This window comes from Lactobacillus sp. ESL0230 (genome assembly GCF_003692805.1).
GTDB classification, from domain to species: Bacteria; Bacillota; Bacilli; order Lactobacillales; family Lactobacillaceae; genus Lactobacillus; species Lactobacillus bombicola.
Genome location: NZ_REHI01000006.1, coordinates 277,128 through 296,014, shown reverse-complemented (window position 1 = coordinate 296,014; position 18,887 = coordinate 277,128). Strand labels below are relative to the sequence as shown.

The window sequence follows — 18,887 nt, the reverse complement described above, 5'->3', positions numbered from 1 at the left end:
TACGATATATAAAAAATATTTTAAAACCCAAAAATGCTAAAGCTTTATAATAATAACGTTTTTTAGCTGTTACTTCCCTTAATTTTATAAGCAAAAATCTGGTAATAACAGTTAAACTATTTGCTAGCTTATTACCAGATATGCAGCAAATTTGATAGCTATTACTCAAAAATGTAGTGGATGGTCGTTAGTTTTAAATTAACCTTTCTATAGATATAAAATATACATATAACTACAATTTTTTGTCTTATGTAATAATAAATTTAGAATAGTGATATTTTATTACTTTGGCAGCTTTAAATAAGTTTAATATTAAGATTATATAAAAAAAGGCTAATTCTACATTGAGAATTAGCCTTTTTTAGTAACTTTTTTACTTAATTTCTACTTTGTTATGAAGTTAGCCTCCTTAATATTTTTATTCTTGGCAATAATGTAATACGTACCATTCTTAATTCTGACTGGACTTCCATAAGTTCTAACCAGCTTGTACTTTCTGACAACCGAATGGTTAAGACGATTACCATATTGACTATAGAGATAAGCATTGTGTTTCAATCTTAATTTCTTTGCATCTATATTACCAGCTGCAATATACATACCGTTTTCCAATACATAGAAGAGACGATTATTAATAGTCTTAGTACCTATAGTATTAACAATTGAACCGGTCTTAAAGATTAATTGATTACTACGAGTGCCCTTTTCATCATAAACGTAAGCATTATGCATAATTTGCTTTTCATTTACTGCAACAGCTGCGTCAGCGGTTGGGGTATTGATTGGTTCTACCTCTTCTGCTTGTGTTTCAGTAACAATCTTCTTTAGCATAACATTTGATGCCTTTACGTATCGATGCTTGGCAATGATAAAGTATAACGAACCTCTAATGGTAACTGCACTACCGTAAGTATTAATTAATCTATCCTTACGTAGTAATCCTGCCGAGTTGATCCGTCTACCATATTGGTCATAGACAGCTGCATTATGCACTAACTTCTGGACACGATATTTAACATTACCTAGTGCCAAGTAATACTGTTTATTAGCAGCATTTTGATCATGCAAAATGTAGAATTGACGTCCGTTAATGGTTGTTACCCCATAAGTTGTCACTACAGAACCAGCCCCTAGAATAACCTTATTGCAACGACTACCTGTTTGATCATAAAGATAAGCATTGTGCATTAGGGTTACATCTACACCATGAGCATTATCTTTAGATGAAGAATTGTGACCTGGTTCAGAATCTGATGAATTCGGTTTGTTTGCCGTGTCATTTGGTGTACCTGGTGTAACCGGTGTACCTGGGGTGCCTGGGGTGCCTGGTGTACCTGGGGTGCCTGGTACATTTGGAATATTACCTGAATCATGATGGTTTCGATCATTTTGAACCTTCGGATCTTTAGTCCAAATGTCCTTAGCCGCGTCACTATCTTGGGTACTATCCTGGATAATTTGGTTAATGGCCGCGTCACGGTTTGTGTCAACTTCGCCAGTTGTAGTTGATTTGTCAATCTTACCCTTGCCTTCAGTTACAATCTGGTCGATCTGGTCCTTGATTGCTTGCTTTTCATTAGTAGTGTAGTCACTTCCGTCTTGGTGCTTGAGGCTATCAACCTTCTTCTTAGCATTAGTAGCGACGTCATCTACAGCACCCTTGGCAATTTCTTTTTCTGCCACTAACTTATTATCATTGATTTCTTGTTCGGTGTTACCCGTGATTTGCTTATGATCATTAAAGCCCTTGTCGGTGTTTGAAGTGTCTGCGTCTTTACCAAATTCTTTATGAATCTGCGCAACTGCATCTTGGTGCTTTTGCTTTAATTCGTCTTCAGCTTTTTGCTTAGCTTGATCATTTTGAACCTTCGGATCTTTAGTCCAAATGTCCTTAGCCGCGTCACTATCTTGGGTACTATCCTGGATAATTTGGTTAATGGCCGCGTCACGGTTTGTGTCAACTTCGTCAGTTGTAGTTGAAGCTTCAATCTTACCCTTGCCTTCAGTTACAATCTGGTCGATCTGGTCCTTGATTGCTTGCTTTTCATTAGCCGTGTAGTCACTACCGTCTTTGTGCTTAAGGCCATCAACCTTAGTCTTGGCGTTATTAGCGATATCATCTACAGCACCCTTGGCAATTTCTTTTTCTGCCGCTAACTTATTATCATTGATTTCTTGTTCACTATTACCCGTGATTTGCTTATGATCATTAAAGCCCTTATCGGTGTTTGAAGTGTCTGCGTCTTTACCAAATTCTTTATGAATCTGCGCAACTGCATCTTGGTGCTTTTGCTTTAATTCGTCTTCAGCTTTTTGCTTAGCTTGATCATTTTGAACCTTCGGATCTTTAGTCCAAATGTCCTTAGCCGCGTCACTATCTTGGGTACTATCCTGGATAATTTGGTTAATGGCCGCGTCACGGTTTGTGTCAACTTCGTCAGTTGTCTTCGAATTATCAATCTTACCCTTGCCTTCAGTTACAATCTGGTTAATCTGGTCCTTGATTGCTTGCTTTTCATTAGTGGTGTAGTCACTACCGTCTTTATGCTTAAGGCTATCAACCTTATTCTTAGCATTAGTAGCGATATCATCTACAGCACCCTTGGCAATTTCTTTTTCTGCCACTAACTTATTATCATTGATTTCTTGTTCGGTGTTACCCGTGATTTGCTTATGATCATTAAAGCCCTTGTCGGTGTTTGAAGTATTTGCTTGTTTACCGAATTCTTGGTGAATTTGTGCAACAGTATCTTGATACTTTTGCTTTAATTCGTCTTCAGCTTTTTGGCGCCTTTCTTGTTGTACTGCTGGATCCTTATCCAAGATGTTTTTAATATTACCTGGAACTAAATCATTCTCGATATTCCCAATTGCCGTATTCTGGGCACTAGTTACATCTTCTGCGCTCTTACTTTGGTCAATTGACCCATTTTCTTTAGTGGCAGCTTTACGCTCTTGTTCAATTTGACTAATAATGGCTTGCTTTTCAATTTTGGTGTAGTCACTACCGTCTGGACGCTTAAGACTCTCAACCTTAGTCTTAGCGTTAGCGGCTGCATCTTCAACGGCACCCTTGGAAATTTCACGTTCAATAGCTATCTTATTATCATTGATAGCACCAATAGAGGTTCCTGGTATGATGATATTGCCGTCTTTATCCTTGTGATTGTTCAAAGCTTTATCGGTATTATCATGAGCACCTGTGCCAAGTTGAGTTACAGCATCATTATAATGCGTCCTAACTTCTTCTGCGGCAGTTTCACGCTGATTTTTAACATCATCAGCAACTGAATTGTTTTCTGCACTATTAATATCGTTTTCACCAGCATGTTCAGCCTTATCAATATCCTTAATTATATCTTCCACTTTATCAGTAGGAGAAACATCATTAGGGAGGCTATCAATCTGACCTTTGGCAGTATTGGTTGCATCGTCTATACTGTTTCCACCATTTGGTGCCTTCTCTTTAGCTGCTGCTGCCGCTTGATCAAGTTTAATCTTAGCCTTTAACTTGTTTAAGGCAATCAGACCTTTGACATATTCAGCAGTGGCGTTTTTAAGCGTGTCTTTATCCGTTTGATCAGGATTGATATCGTTGATATTGGCAATTGACTGCTTTATTGTATCAATATTAGCCTGATAATCTTTCTTTTGTTGATCATTTAAATTATCAATATCAATACTGTCTAAACCACTTTGTAAACCGGTAACTTCTTGACCAAGCCCTTTAACAGCATTGTCCTTTTCAGAAGTCACATAATCTTTACTTGCCAAAATAGTATCAATACTGTTGTTCCACCCGGTAATTTGATCAGTAGTAATTGGGGCACTAGGGGTTGTTTCATCATTAACTTTTGCCGTATTTTCATCAATTAGCCTTTTAGCGTCATTGAAAGCTTGATCAATCTTACCCTTAGCTTCTGTCTTTTGGTCTTGAGATAATTGTGAATTATTAATGATATCCTGCGCAGTATTTTTGTGATTTTGTAAAGCAGAAATAATTTTATTATTATCAGCTTGTCTGTTAGCTTGGGTAACAATTTTATCAATATTTGTTTTAGATTTGGTTAATATTTTGTCAATTTTGTCAGTAGGATCGTCATAATTACCAAGATCATCCTTATTTGAAACAGCATTAATCAGTGATTTTTTAGATTCAAATTCTTGGTTAATCTGATCAATATAGTCTTGACGATTTTGAATATTTGGTAAGCTTGCAATTTTTTGTTTCCTGTATTGGTCTAGTTGCCCAATCGCTTCTATCTTTTTATTGATATCAGCGATTGTTTGGTCAGCTAACTTTCTAATTGCATCAAAACCACTTTCTCCATAATTAAATGGCACATTTTGCCCTTTTTTTGGCCCCTGTTCTTTCTGTTGAACTTCAGATATAGCAGCAGCTAAATTATTATCTTTAATCTGAACATTATTAATCAGCTCTAGCGTATTTTCCAGAATAGTTTCAACTTGGCCTTTTAAATTATTGATAGTATCTGCATCTAGGCCATTGGGATTAGCCTCTGTAGTTTTCTTACTATCAATATAATTCTTAGCCTTTTCTGCTGCGGCTTTAATGGCGGCAAGTTGCTTATTCTTCTCTGCTAAAAGTTGGGTTGGATACGTCGCTTGATCAACCTTAGTTTTAGCAGCAGTCAATGCACCATCAACTATCTGATCTATCTGATTTACATCAGCATTTTCAGGAACTGGCGTACCAAGAATGTCAGTAATACCGTGTTGTAAAGCGTCATTAACAGCTTGACGTCCATCGGCAAGATCCTTTTCACTCAAATATGGATGGGCCGAATCATCATTATTGGTACCGTAATTTTTTAAATTATCTTTAACTTCATTAGCATGACCAACCAAAGTATTGATTGCTTCGCTCTTCTTCTCAAAGCTTTCCGTTAAGTGTGCGATTGCGGCTTCACCAGCAGCAGTTTGCTTATTCATTTCAACCGTTGGATTTTGGTCATTATTGTTGCGCGCATCAGTCTTAGCTTTATTAATAGCAGCAGAGGCTTTAGCAGCTTCGGCTTCAATTTGCCGGACCATTTCAGCTTCTAATTTAGCTTTATCTTCTACTGTCGAATTTTGCGCAATATCATGGGCTTTTTGTTTAGCTGCTGTAGCGGCAGCAGTAATTCGTTGCAAATCAGCAGTCAATGTTTCTTCATAAGTAATGTGGGCATCAACAGCGGCAAGTTTACCCATTCCAGTTGCTTCAGCAGTAACTAAATCCGCTGCAGCCTTAGCTGGATCCGCTTCAGATTTAACAGCATTAATGGCTTGCTTGCCAGCGTTTAGGGCAGCAGTAATTTCCGCAAGTAATTGATTACTTTGTGCGGTATCCAATGTATGGTTAATACCGCCATCATTCACCCTTTGTCTGAGTCTATTTGCCTCATCCTCTAAACGGTTGATAGCTGACTCTTTATTTTTGTTTAAATTGCTTGTATCTTGCGCATCAGCTTTGATTCCGTCAATGGCTCCCTTAGCAGCAGACACAATAGCATCAACTTTTGCGGTGGTATCTGTAATTGGGCGTTTTAACTCTGCCTGAGCATTAGCGACGGTGTCGTTAATCCGCTTATCTAAGGCCTGCTTTTGCTTATCATCCAAGTTAGTAGAATTGGCATAACTACCTTTAGCTTCTGTAGCATATTGATTTAAGTCTTTAGAAGCTTTTGCCTTAGCATTTTGCAAAGTTGCATCAGTTAATGCCTGACCAATATTAGCCAATCCAGCAACTTTATTAGCATTGATATCAGTTAGAGAATTGGACCCATTAATTTCATTAACAGCTTGATCATGAGCAGCTTGGGCCTGGTCGGTAAACTGTTGCTTTTGCTCAGGAGATAACTCATGTAAGGCTGCAATTTTATCCTTAATTCCACTAACAGATGGATTAGCCTGCGCGTCACCCTTCAAAGCCTTGTCTAACTCGGCAATTGCTTTACTTTTGGCTTCTGCTAAAGCTTGGTCTTGCGCACTCTGCTTAATACCATCAATAGCACTGATTGCACCCTCTTTAATAAATCTAATGGTATTAGCATCTGTAGTTCCATTAATGCTATTTTCAGCATCGTTGACGATATTATTAATAGCGTCAATAGTGGCTTTTTGATTGGTATTGGTTGGATCAAGTCCTGCTTTTGCATCTTCGGCATGTTGGCTAATTGCATTGTTAGCTTGCAACTTAATAATATCCAAGTTGAAATCATTTTCTGCTTGGTTAATGTTATTAGTTGCATCAGTCACTAAATTATTAATATCCGTCTTAGAAATAGCCCGGTCAATAGCCTGATCAGCTTTAGTCTTATCGTCATCAATAGCCCCAAGTGCTTTTTCTTTAGCATTTTGTGCTGCTAGTTTTTCAGCGTCAGTAAGTTTATCGAATTGAGCATTAATCCGATTTTTAGCTGCTTCTGCCGCATCGTCAACTGCCTTTTTACCAGCAGTTTTCGCAGCATCCAAGTCTTGTTTTAGAGCATCATTCTTAATCCGATTAATGTTAGTTTCACCAGTTGCCTCTGCTTCATTAGCAGTTTCTGAAGTAATAGAGTTCTTGACCTGCTCTTTAGCCTGATCACGGGCAGACTCAATGTCCTTTTGTACCTGAGTTTTAGCCGTATTAGGCAACGTTGAATTATTGATTTCAGCAATAGCATTTTCGGCAGCAGCATCTAACTTACCTAAGTCAGCATCAATTGTTGCAGCAAGATCACGATCACGGGCACCTTTAACAACCTCATCCATCTTAGCAATGCCTTGGTCTCTAGACTTAACTACTTGCTGAATCGTGTCTTGGGAATCAATCTCTTGCTTGGCATTATCGTAAATCCCATTAACCTGATTAACTAAACTATTCTTTTCATCACTATTGATATTCTTCAAAGCATTAATTTGGTTAATAACTTTACCCTGCTCTACCAATAAGTCATGCTGGGCAGCTTCTTTGGCTGATTGCAAGTCAGCTTGAGCTTGAATTTGTGTTAATTTACCTTTACCTGCTCTTACAGCAGTATCAACTGCAGACCCATCCGTAGCACTATTAATAGCCCGGTTAGTATCTGCGACCACAACGTCAATATCCTGATAATACTTATTCTTTTCATTATCCGATAAGTTAGGATCTTGCTCAATATGTTGCCGAACTGCTTGAGCAGCTTGGTCAAGATCGGCTCTTGCCGTCTTTCTATGCTGCTCAAGTTCTTGAGCAACTTTATCATCACTAATTCCAGCTACCAGTTGATCCATTCCTTTGATAGTATCAGCCTTAGCCTGGTTAACCATATCAAGACTCTGTTCAGTATTAATTTGCGCCAAACCATCGTCTTTAATTTGATTTAAACTGTTAATGTAATCTTTTTTCGCTTGATCGTCTAATTTAGAATCATTAATTGTGTTTAAATCTGTTTGATATTGATCGTTGACAGCTTTACTTGCCCGAGACTTGGCGGCATCAAGTTCAGCTGCAGCTAAGTCCTTATCAATTTGCTGCTCAGCCAGATTCTCAGCATTATCAACATTATCCTTATCAGCAGCGTTAATGCTAATTTCACCAGCTTTTTCATGTTGATCAATCAAATTCTTATAATTAGCTTTATCAGTTGTCGATAATTCAGTGTCAGTTTTTGCCTCAATTTGTTCTTTAGCTGCTTGCGCTTTTTGCTGTAATTTTGCAATAGCAGCTTTCCGTTGACCAATTAAATCATTTAAATTAGCAGCGTCAACGGCAACTCCAGCGATATTATTTAGTGCTTCATTAAGATCGGGTGTAATTTGATTATTATCTCGCTCGTTTGTGATTTTTTCAATACCAGTTTGAGCCGCATCATCCACGTCTTTTTGCAGTTTAGCAACATTGTCTGGATCAAGATTTGGATACTTGCTCTGATCAGCAATATTATTCTTAATTTCAGCTTGCTTATTTTGAATTTGCTGAATGGCATTACTCTTAAGAGCATCTTTAGTTGCTTGTGCAAAAATGTCACTTAACTTAGCGTGACCAGTTTCAGACGCATCGTGTAGACCAGTTTTATCAGATGCCTTATTAATAGCAGTAAAATCTTCACCTTGGTCACTAATTACTGCTTTAGCCTTATTAATGGCTATAGTTTCAGCATCACTTGGTAAGTGTAGGTTTTTTATATTAGTTTCAATCTGACTTTCATAAGCAATCAGCTGATTTTTAGCAGCTTGTTTGGCAGCTACAAGGAGGCTTGATTCTGCTGACTTTTTAGCAGTAGCAACGGCAGTCGCATTATCTGCCACTGGTACGCCATCAAGAACAGCATCAATCTGGTCTTGTCCTTGCTTTAGGGCATTAGCCATCTCTGTATCTGTCGTTAACCCGATACTATCTAGATAAGACTTAGCTGTATTAGCCAAATCAGCTTTAGCAGCCGCTTTATTAAAGGTATTCTTTGCTGCTGTGACAATCTGATCAATACCTAGTTGAGTGTTTTGCCCATAAACAGACTTATCCTTATCAAACTTAGAATCATTCGGCTTAGCAGTGGCTAGATCCTTAGCCGCATTAATTGCATCAATATAATTTTGCTTATCAGCATCACTTAGGCCTAATTTACTAATTTGCTCAATTGCAGTTGTGGCAGCCTTATCAATTTCGGCAGCGGCTTTCTTTTGTCCTTCCTTAATTACGGGAATGTTATTGATGATGTCAGCGCCTTTACCATCGTCTTTACCGTTAGTAATATTATTAATGATGTCATTCAAACTGTCCTGAATGTCGTCTTTATCTTCTGGATGTTTAGTAATCTGGTCTTGAGCAGCTTGTTCCACCTTTTTAATGGCATCAATCATATCAGTAATCTTTTTAATTTCGCTGTTAGCTAAATCTTGATTATCTTTAACAGCTTTCTCGTCAGCGCCTTGGGCAATCTTACCGCCATCTTTAGCAATCGCAGCAGCATCACTTAATTCGGTTCGATCTTTAAGCTTAGTAATCGCAGCTTTAGCCGCTTGACTTATATTAGGGTCTTCAGCAATTTGATCAATATCCTTTTGGGCTTGATTAATCTTTTGGTTAATATCATTTCTGATACCGTCTTTATAGTCTTTAATTACTTGGTCAATTTTAGCTGTTAGGCCGCTTTTAGCATCATTAAGCTTGCCTTGCACAACGTCAACTTTGTTATCAGCGTCAACTCCAGGCACATTATCAATGGCTGATTCATCCTTAATGGCCTCGGTAATTTTATCTGTTATTGTCGGGAAGTTATTTTTAGCATCTGTAGCCGCATTAGTAACTTCTTGTTTGGCAATGGCCTTCATTGCATTAGTCAAGGCAGCATTGATCCCTTGTACAGCCTGATTGCGGCGGTTGTTAATTGCCACTTCATCATTAGCACTTGGGTCATAAACCGACGTACCCTGATGCTTATCAGGAGTAGGAGAAATTGCATCTTGGCCATATTTATCCATAGCAGCATTAAAATCTGTTTTAGCTTGCTCCGTTAAATTAGGATTATTGCCTACTTTGGTTTTAGCTGCACTAATAGCATCTTTAATTGCCGTGGCGGCATCTGTTCTGACTTTACTAATATCTTTAATCAACAAATCATAAGTATGGTCATTCTTATTGTTTGGATCATAACCAATGAAGTTAGCATGGGGGGTTAATTCAATTTTCGTACCTGGAGTGAGTTTATTGACCTGATCAGCGGGAATTGTAAAGCTGAAGTTGCCGTTTCCATCGGCTTGAGCCGCAAACTCATTCGGTAAAACATTAGAATCAATTTTAGTATCTTTATAAGGATTAGAATCAGCCACTTTATTAGTGATAACGGTATTACCAATCTTGGCGCTAATATAAGCATGAGTTCCACCTGGCAAAATTCTACTAAAAATGCCATCACTCCCAGGACCATCTTTCTCTTCAGTATAATTGACGATATGACCCGTAACAGTTCGACTTCCATCACCATTAACAGCTACATTTACCCTCTCAAGATCTAAGAAACCATCAGGATTAGCTGACTTAAAGCGAACATTGTTATACCCCGTAGGAAGCAGGGCCCTATTACCGAAGGCAGCTATAATAATATTCTTAAAGATATCATCATAAGTCATACCTTCCTTAACCAAACCGAGTGTCATTAATGGGTTAAGTAGCTTCTGGTAAGCTTCTGGGAGATTAGTTATTATTTCTTTCGTTAATTTTCTTTGTCCATTAAGCAAGACTAGAGATGGAACATCTAAAGCCATTCCTGTTGGCGTAAATGTGCTTCTTTTTAACCCTAATTCAAGGAAAGGCGGCAGGACTATATCCTCTTTATTAATATTCAAAATCTGACTTACATTATTTAAGGTAATCTTATTGTTTCCAACTATTGCAGTAGATAGATTATGGTTAGAATTCGCATTTAAAACTAATGATTGGGGGTTATTAACGGTAAGTGTACCACTTTGAATATCAACTAGAATGATGGCTCCGATACCCGCTCCTTGCCCTAAACTGTCACCTAAAGTCATTTCAAAAGTACCGTTGTTAACTTGGGCATTACCTCTAATCAAAAATAATGTACCTGAATAATTACCCATGTTGGTACCAGTAATTTTTAGTGAACTCTTAGGTTCAATATTTAAATTACCACCTACGTAAACTAGACTGTTGTAAGGTGTTATTGTATTAATATCACCATTTGTTTTAATATTTATAGAACCACCATTAGTAACTGTCATGCCTGAATTTGTACTATTAATATTAATAGCAGTGGCTGCCTGTCTATCTGCGACACTACCTTGGTAAGTACTAGAACCAACTTCAATATTCAAAGTACCTTGAACATTAGCAACTGAGTTTGCTCCCGCCATTACAATTCCATTTATTCCGTATCCACCTTGGGCCCCAACATTGTCTCGCCCAGTTTGATCACTACCACCGGGTCTAAGAGTAACGTTGGCACCCTTATTAATATTTATAGTACCATTAGCAGCTGTCGTTTGGAGGACATTACCTCCAATGGTACTACCAGTAAACTGACCATTAAAGTCGATACTACAACCAGAACCTGAGAACTCCAATAATTGTTGCCCATCATCACTACCATTTCTACCTGGTTCATAGCCGGAGTGAATGGTTGCCATATCATTAGTACCTTCAAAAGTAACATGCGTATTGGGTCCTAAATAGGCCAATTGGTTACCACGAAAAGTAGTATCTTTAAAAGTGATATAAGCATTTGCCAATGTAGGCGATAAAGTCTCTGTATCAATAACTCCATAATAGTCGGCACACTTTAGATTCACATTTTCATAAGTTAGGTGAAACGTAGTTACAGTCGAATTAATTATCAGATGACTGTACCTATAGTCAATTGTATATTTACCGGAATCAGCTGATTTAATCACTAAATCACGATTAGGAAAATATATTGGAGTTAAGCCCCCCCAGCTATCTGCCTTAATATCATTCACGATAATAATTTCAGATACTGTTGAATCTTGTAAGGCTTTAACATAGTCTTGCCAATTATTTACTTTAGCTGTGCTACCACTGTAAGCATCTTGTACCCCAACTTTAGGTGTCATATCCTTATCTTGATCAGCTGGAGTCAAAGGCTTAACCGGACTAGGTACCTTAGTTGAATTGGGCCTCTGATTAGCATCAGCGACCGAATCAGCGGGTAGCTTCGCCTGTTGATCACTATCTTTAGCCGGTCCCGTTAAATCAGGATTACTATTAGCATCAGCTTGAGGAACGCCATTATTTGTAGCACTCCCAGCAGGGACATTAGTTGACCCCGTAGGATTAGTTGTCCCTTGGACATTATTCCCTGCAGTAATTGCCTGTTGGCTATTAGCAGTATTAATAGAAGCAGAAGTACCATTAGGATTTACTTCTGCTTGAGCGTTATTACTATTGTCAACCTTAAGTGAGTCTGCTTTTGTATTCTGAGCAGGAGCAGTTGGGGCGGCAGTTGCCTTATCTGTATCCTTCAAAAAAGTGCTCAATCCTGTGTAAGTTGATAACTTAGCTTGCTTATCATCCGTCTTTTCGGACAAAGGATTACTATTAGCCTTAGTAGCGGTTGGCGCATTACTAGTAGCTGCATCCTGATTCTTAGTAGCTGAGGCTGTTGCCGCTTGACTTGGCGGTGTAGCATTGCTCTGGTTATTATCGGTTGCTTGCTGATTAGCCTCTTCTGTAGCGTTTTGTTCTGGAATAACAGAATTAGCTTTAACTGCTTGACTGTTTAAACCAAAAAAAGTAAAGCCTAAGAATACTGAAGCAGTTCCAATACTTAATTTACGAATTGAGAATCGATCTCGCTTTGCTTGCATTTCCATTCTCTTTAGACGTTCATTATAATTATTTTTACCTAACATTAAAATATCCTTTCCTATTTTCCAAACCTATACATGAATTATTTTAGACGTTAAGTACAAAATTAGCAATATAAAATCCGAAATTAATCAGCAATTATAAATAACCATTTTTCTGGATTTTATTGATTTGGAAATTAAAGAACTTATCTTAGTATTATTATCCTGTTAAACATGACTTTTTATTAACAAGTTAAATAACATTTATAATAAAATTTATAACAAATTTATATTATAAATTATTAAGTTTAATTTTATATACCAACACATTTAGATTATTCTTATTTAAATATAAAAAAAATATCTAAACTTAGTTTAAAATTTTTTTATTTAGTATTTTTTTAAATTATGCCTAGTTACTTTATGTGTCTGCTTGCCACTTGGAATTTATTCTTGACAAACTAAAATGGATTAGATAGTATAACTATGGTCTAAGTTGATTAACAAGCTTAATTGTATAAGTTGACCGGTCAAACTAAAAACGTGCGAGTCTGTAAATAACTGTCGGATCGGAACACTATCACCCATTTTGCATAGGATCCATATTCGTTGCGATACTACTCATTTATTTGAACACTGCGGGTTCAACAGCACTGTTTTGCACTGTTAATTCAACTTAGATTTTTTAGAAAATAATAGAAGCGGTCACGAGGACCGCTTTTTTAATGGAGATTTTTATGATTTTAAAAATTGTCGTTTTAGCTTACCTCTGCTTACTTTTGCTAACTGCTTATTATCTGTGGCAAAAACGCAAGGATCACTTTTTAATATTTAATAACCGAACCAATACTAACTTTCAAGCAATCATGACCTACACCGCTATTCTGCTCTGTCTCGAAAGCATACTCGGCTTCATCTTACTATTACTATTTACCAACAAATACTATAATTTAATTACAATTTTTCTAAGTTGTTTTACTATTTTAATTTTTACCCTCCTAATTAATCAAAAGAACGAATAATTCAGGTAAAAATTTGGTAGAATAAAAGCAAGAGAGGTATTAATTATGAAACAATATCATCAAATACAAGTTGCTGTTGATGGCTCCAAGGAAGCAGAATTAGCTTTTCAGAAAGCAATTGAAGTGGCTCAGCGTAATAATGCCACTTTAGAAATTCTCTATGTCATTGATACAAAGTCATTTCAAAATGTTTCAAGTTTTGACTCTGATATGGTCGAACAAGTTGCTAACGATGCAAAAGAAAAATTGGAAAAGTATTATGAAGTAGCGCAAAATGCGGGAATCAAGGAAGTTCATTTTTCCATTGAATTTGGTTCTCCCAAAGCAATTATTGCCCAGCAATTCCCTAAAGAGCACCGGATTGATCTAATTATTCTTGGTTCAACTGGTTTAAATGCAGTCGAGCGCATGTTAATTGGTAGTGTGACCGATTATGTAACTAGAACTGCCCCTTGTGACGTATTAGTTTGTCGTTCAACTAAGCCAACAAGAATTTAGATAATAAAAAAAGCATTTCAAGCTTGAAATGCTTTTTTTATTATTTAAATTAAATTCTAAAAGTCGCCGGCTTTACTAAACATGTAATCTTTATTATGGAATTTCATCGATAGGATCATGCCAACGCCGACCATATTACCAATTAGGGCTGAACCACCTTGTGAAATAAAGGGTAGCGGAATCCCTGTTAACGGTAACAAATCAATACTCATGCCAATATTTTCGAATACATGAAACAAAATCATCATGATTACACCGGTTGAAACATAAGAATAAAAAGCATTCTTAGTATCAAAGGTAATTCGAACCATCTGGACAATCAAATATAAATATAACAAAATAACTGCTACACTACCGACAAAGCCAAACGACTCGCCAATTACGGAATAGACCATATCTGAGCCACGAACTGGAACATAAACACTTAATTTGCCAAAGCCATTACCAAATATTTGACCAGAGCCAATTGCTTGCATACTTAACCACAACTGATAGGCATCTTTTGAAGTGTCAGATGAGGGGTTAAGCCAGGACATAATGCGCTTAAACTGATATGGTTGGAAAAAATGACTTAAGAGAACTTGACCTTGTGGTGTAGTAACCATGATAATGACGGTTATTCCGAGAATTGCGACAGCAATAAACATTGGGGTAATAATTTTCCAAGAAATACCAGAAACTAAAATTACCCCACCAGTAATTGCAACAAAAACTAGCATGGTCCCAAAATCATTCTGTAGTTTTAATAGAATTGCAATAGGAATCAACCAAGCAATAATTTTGCCAATTAAGTTCCAATCATTTCTAATCGTATGTTCGAATTTCTGGTTGTGCTGATGAACTACTCGAGCCAACATTAAGATGAAAGCCGGTTTCATGACTTCAGAGGGTTGAAAGGAAATTGGACCCAATTTAAACCAACTTTTCGCTCCTGCATCAGCGGCAATACTCCGATTATAAAAGAATAAAACTGCAATCAAAAGGACAATCCCAAAGCCATAGACATAAGGCGCAATGCGGAATAACTGATCGGCATCAAATTGAATTACGAATAAAACAATTACTACCGAAATGATATACCACATTCCTTGCATTAAAACGGCCTTTACCGGACTACCCATATGACTCGGATCATCAATGGCGGCAAAATAAATTGAATATAAACCAACTGCCGCTAGCAATAAAACAGGGATGACAATATTCCATGCAATTCGATTAAATAAGTTTGTTTTATTTTCAACTTTTACCATTTAATTATCACTGCCTATTATTTTTCATGTAAGACATAGTATGAAAGCAAGTCATTGATACTACTCTCTAAACTCTTAGCATATAAAATGCTACTATTCTTAGTTGAAGTTGCTCGGTAGCGACCAGATAATTTTTCAATTAGACCGATCGTTTTTTTATGGGGGATAACCACTTCCCAAGTCGGATTTTCCCTATTCTTGACTTCATTAATCTCTACATTAATATTTTCGGGTTTTCTTGACATAATAACTCCTACTTTACAGAAGGATGAAACTTTTTAGCAATAATTTCATCTTCATACTTTTCTGGGTGAGGATTACGAAAAATAGTAAATTTATCCGCAACTGGATCGACCCCACCACGCACAAATGGGTTACAACGTAATATGCGACAAGTACCCATAATCAAGCCTTTAATTAAACCAAATTTAGTTAAAGCATCAATCATATAAGTTGAACAAGTCGGATAATAGCGACAACTTTGAGGCAATGCTGGAGAGATAATCCTTTGATAAAATCTTACTAAAAAAATTAAAAGTTTACGCAAACCAGCCTCCTACTAAATTATTATCGTTGATGCTTTTCAATATTTTTAAGTAAAATACCTGTACCTAAAGCGACCGCTTCTAGAGGATGATCTGCTGTTAAAACTGGGACTTTCAGGTAATAAGAAATTAATTTGTCAAGATTCTTTAATAAGGCGCCTCCTCCAGTTAACATAATGCCGCGATCAATAACATCAGCTGACAACTCTGGCGGAGTATTTTCTAAAACTTCTTTTGTTGCCGCAACAATCGTCATTAACCCGTCAGATAAAGCTTCTTGAATTTCAGTTGCAGAAACTGTAACTTGCTTTGGCAAACCATCAACCATATCGCGACCGCGCACTGTAATGGTCTCATCTTCATCAGGTTCAAAAGCGCTACCAATTTCAATCTTAATTTGTTCAGCCGTTCGTGAACCAATTAACAAGTTATGCTTATTCTTGATATAAGCAACAACGGCCTGATTCATATGGTCACCCGCATAACGCAATGATTGACTGGTAACAATTTCACCCATGGATAAAACTGCAATATCAGTTGTCCCACCACCAATATCAATTACGATATTACCTTGTGGCTTAAAAATATCAAGCCCAGCACCAACAGCAGCTACTTTGGGTTCAAAGTCTAAATATACTTTACCACCACCAGATTTTTCTGCAGCTTGAATAATTGCCTTTTGCTCAATTGAGGTCACACCAGTTGGGGCACAAACTAGTATATTTGGCTTAGACATAAAGCCCTTAACATTTAACTTTTCAATAAAATAAGAAAGCATTGCTTCAGTTATGTCAAAATCAGCAATCACACCATTTTTTAAGGGACGAATAACTCGTATATTACCAGGTGTACGACCAACCATTTTATATGCTTCAGTACCAACCGCTACAACTTTATTTGTACTTGTATTGACAGCAACGACTGATGGCTCATTTAAAACGATTCCTTTGCCTGAGACGTTAATCAGCACATTCGCTGTCCCTAAATCAATTCCTATATCTCGTGCCACAATAACCCTCCATAAATATTCATTGTATATTTTACCATAAAGATAATAAGTTTGCTGTTGACTTCGTTTACTTAAGCAAGTTTTAAAAGAAATTACTTAACTGTAAGGAAGTATCAATTAAGGTAATTAGAAAATTACCTACTAAAAAACCCATTGCAATTGCCGCAAAAACCAATAAAAGTTGGGCCTCAAAAACTTTATTTTTCCGAATAATTTTTTCAATTTGTACACTTTTCATGATTTGAAAAGATAAAGCAATTGTAATTAAATAAATTACAATACTAACTAAGGCATGAACGCCGAGTTGGAACATTTTATTTCTCACTTTACTTTAGCTAAATAAAAACGGACACACCTTTGTGCATCCGTTTAAAACTATCTTAATTATCTGAATTATAAACACTAATTCTATTAACGGCTCTTCTTAATGCAACTTGTGCGCGTTCAAGGGAACGTTGATCATGCGTAGTTTTAGCTTTTTCCAATTCGCTTTGGGCACGTTTCTTTGCAGCTTCTGCTCGCGAAAGATTAATTTTAGTCGAACGTTCTGCACTATCTGCAATAATTGTGGCGACATTATTAGAAAATTCAAAGTAACCACCACTGATAGCGATATGATTTACTGTTTCATTCATCTCACGACCACGTTTGACTCTAATTTCACCAATTGTTAATGGGGTCAAAATCGGTAAGTGATTATACATAATTGAACGTTGACCATCAATTGCGCGCATTTCAACAAGGCTACAATGATGTGAAAAAATCAAACCATCAGGAGTTACAACATTAACGATAAAAAGTTTTTCTGGATCTGCCATTGGACATCACCCTACTTTTCTAACAATGCTTTAGCTTCTGGATCACTAGCTGTTACGCCCATCTTTTGTGCTTTTTTCAAAACATCTTCGATTGGGCCAACACTACGAAAAGCATCTTCTGGTAAATCATCCAAATGACCATCCAGAATCATTTTAAAGCCCTTGATTGTTTCCTTAATTGGCACATAAGAACCCGGAACACCAGTAAACTGCTCTGCTACAAAGAAGTTTTGAGATAAGAAAAATTGAATCTTTCTGGCACGACTAACGATTACCTTTTCCTCATCTGATAATTCATCCATACCTAACACAGAAATAATATCCTGTAATTCATGGTATCTTTGCAAAATATGTTGCACACGTGTAGCAGTTTCATAGTGATCAACACCGACAACTTCTGGATCCAAGGCACTTGAAGTTGACTCCAAAGGATCAACCGCTGGATAAATACCTTGTTCAACCAAGCTACGCTCCAAGTTGGTTGTAGCATCTAGATGGGCAAAAGTAGTAGCTGGGGCAGGATCAGTATAGTCATCAGCTGGCACATAAACGGCTTGAATTGAAGTAATTGAACCCTTCTTGGTTGAAGTGATTCTTTCTTGCAATTGACCCATTTCTGTGGCTAAAGTTGGCTGATAACCAACGGCACTCGGCATTCTACCAAGCAAAGCAGAAACTTCAGAACCTGCTTGGGTAAACCTAAAGATGTTATCAATGAACAGCAAAACATCTTGTCCCTCAACATCACGGAAATACTCAGCTAAAGTCAAGCCAGTTAAAGCCACCCGCATTCTGGCACCAGGCGGCTCATTCATTTGCCCAAAGACCATTGCCGTCTTACTTAAAACACCAGATGCTTTCATTTCAAAGTAAAGGTCATTACCTTCACGAGTTCTTTCTCCAACACCAGTGAAAACAGAAATACCACCATGTTCTTGAGCAATGTTATGAATTAATTCTTGAATAATGGTTGTCTTACCAACACCAGCCCCACCAAACAGACCGACCTTACCTCCTCGAACATATGGCTCGAGCAAGTCAATAACTTTAATACCAGTTTCAAGTATTTCTTGACTAGTGGTTAGTTCATCATATTTTGGTGCATTTTTATGGATACTTTCGCGGGCGTGATCTTTATCAAATTTAGGACCATCATCGATTGGTTGCCCTAAAACATTGAAAACGCGACCCAATGTATCATTACCAACAGGCACGGAAATAGGTTTACCAGTATCTTCAACCTTCATTCCACGCATTAATCCATTAGTGGATTCCATTGCAATAGTTCTTAGGACACCATCACCAAGCTCTAGCGTAACTTCAAGGATAATTGTCTCATCCTCAGATTTAATTACGCGCAAAGCATTGTCAATATCAGGTAGGTTTTTATCAAGTGGAAATTTAACATCGACCACTGGGCCGATTACTTGAACAACTTCACCTTCACTCAA

9 protein-coding genes are annotated in these 18,887 nt (G+C 37.2%); 1 reads left to right on the top strand and 8 read right to left on the bottom strand.

What is annotated here, in order from left to right:
- Nucleotides 1–384 precede the first annotated feature (384 nt).
- Nucleotides 385–12,357 carry an SLAP domain-containing protein gene (locus tag F5ESL0230_RS03215; RefSeq protein ID WP_122021558.1) on the bottom strand — a complete coding sequence of 3,991 codons (11,973 nt, stop codon included), beginning with the start codon at nt 12,355–12,357 and terminating at the stop codon, nt 385–387.
- 1,004 nt (nt 12,358–13,361) lie between these two features.
- On the opposite strand from F5ESL0230_RS03215, the gene F5ESL0230_RS03205 reads away from it, so the two are divergent.
- Nucleotides 13,362–13,814, top strand: a complete 453-nt coding sequence (locus tag F5ESL0230_RS03205; RefSeq protein ID WP_122021556.1) for a universal stress protein — start codon at nt 13,362–13,364, stop codon at nt 13,812–13,814.
- A 56-nt stretch (nt 13,815–13,870) separates the two neighbouring features.
- Here the strand turns inward: F5ESL0230_RS03205 and F5ESL0230_RS03200 are convergent, their stop codons facing one another.
- The 7 genes from F5ESL0230_RS03200 to atpD all read right to left on the bottom strand — a co-directional run bounded on the left by F5ESL0230_RS03200 (nt 13,871) and on the right by atpD (nt 18,887).
- On the bottom strand, nt 13,871–15,064 hold the full coding sequence (locus F5ESL0230_RS03200; RefSeq protein WP_122021555.1) for an FtsW/RodA/SpoVE family cell cycle protein: 1,194 nt from the start codon (nt 15,062–15,064) through the stop codon (nt 13,871–13,873).
- Between the two features lie 17 nt (nt 15,065–15,081).
- Entirely contained in the window at nt 15,082–15,309 is a 228-nt protein-coding gene (locus F5ESL0230_RS03195) for a DUF2969 domain-containing protein (RefSeq protein ID WP_090093237.1), read from the bottom strand.
- A gap of 8 nt (nt 15,310–15,317) precedes the next feature.
- Complete coding sequence (gene yidD, locus F5ESL0230_RS03190; RefSeq protein ID WP_122021554.1) at nt 15,318–15,611, bottom strand: membrane protein insertion efficiency factor YidD; 294 nt, start codon at nt 15,609–15,611, stop codon at nt 15,318–15,320.
- Nucleotides 15,612–15,631: 20 nt separating this feature from the next.
- Entirely contained in the window at nt 15,632–16,618 is a 987-nt protein-coding gene (locus F5ESL0230_RS03185) for a rod shape-determining protein (protein ID WP_090093233.1), read from the bottom strand.
- Nucleotides 16,619–16,700: 82 nt separating this feature from the next.
- Nucleotides 16,701–16,931 carry a DUF1146 family protein gene (locus tag F5ESL0230_RS03180; RefSeq protein ID WP_122021553.1) on the bottom strand — a complete coding sequence of 77 codons (231 nt, stop codon included), beginning with the start codon at nt 16,929–16,931 and terminating at the stop codon, nt 16,701–16,703.
- Between the two features lie 67 nt (nt 16,932–16,998).
- Nucleotides 16,999–17,436 carry a F0F1 ATP synthase subunit epsilon gene (locus F5ESL0230_RS03175; RefSeq protein WP_122021552.1) on the bottom strand — a complete coding sequence of 146 codons (438 nt, stop codon included), beginning with the start codon at nt 17,434–17,436 and terminating at the stop codon, nt 16,999–17,001.
- An 11-nt stretch (nt 17,437–17,447) separates the two neighbouring features.
- Entirely contained in the window at nt 17,448–18,887 is a 1,440-nt protein-coding gene (gene atpD / locus F5ESL0230_RS03170) for a F0F1 ATP synthase subunit beta (protein ID WP_122021551.1), read from the bottom strand.

Coding starts and splice junctions, on each gene's coding strand:
- F5ESL0230_RS03215 (WP_122021558.1), bottom strand. CDS start 12,357: ATGTTAGGTAAAAATAATTATAATGAACGTCTAAAGAGAATGGAAATG.
- F5ESL0230_RS03205 (WP_122021556.1), top strand. CDS start 13,362: ATGAAACAATATCATCAAATACAAGTTGCTGTTGATGGCTCCAAGGAA.
- F5ESL0230_RS03200 (WP_122021555.1), bottom strand. CDS start 15,064: ATGGTAAAAGTTGAAAATAAAACAAACTTATTTAATCGAATTGCATGG.
- F5ESL0230_RS03195 (WP_090093237.1), bottom strand. CDS start 15,309: ATGTCAAGAAAACCCGAAAATATTAATGTAGAGATTAATGAAGTCAAG.
- F5ESL0230_RS03180 (WP_122021553.1), bottom strand. CDS start 16,931: ATGTTCCAACTCGGCGTTCATGCCTTAGTTAGTATTGTAATTTATTTA.
- F5ESL0230_RS03175 (WP_122021552.1), bottom strand. CDS start 17,436: ATGGCAGATCCAGAAAAACTTTTTATCGTTAATGTTGTAACTCCTGAT.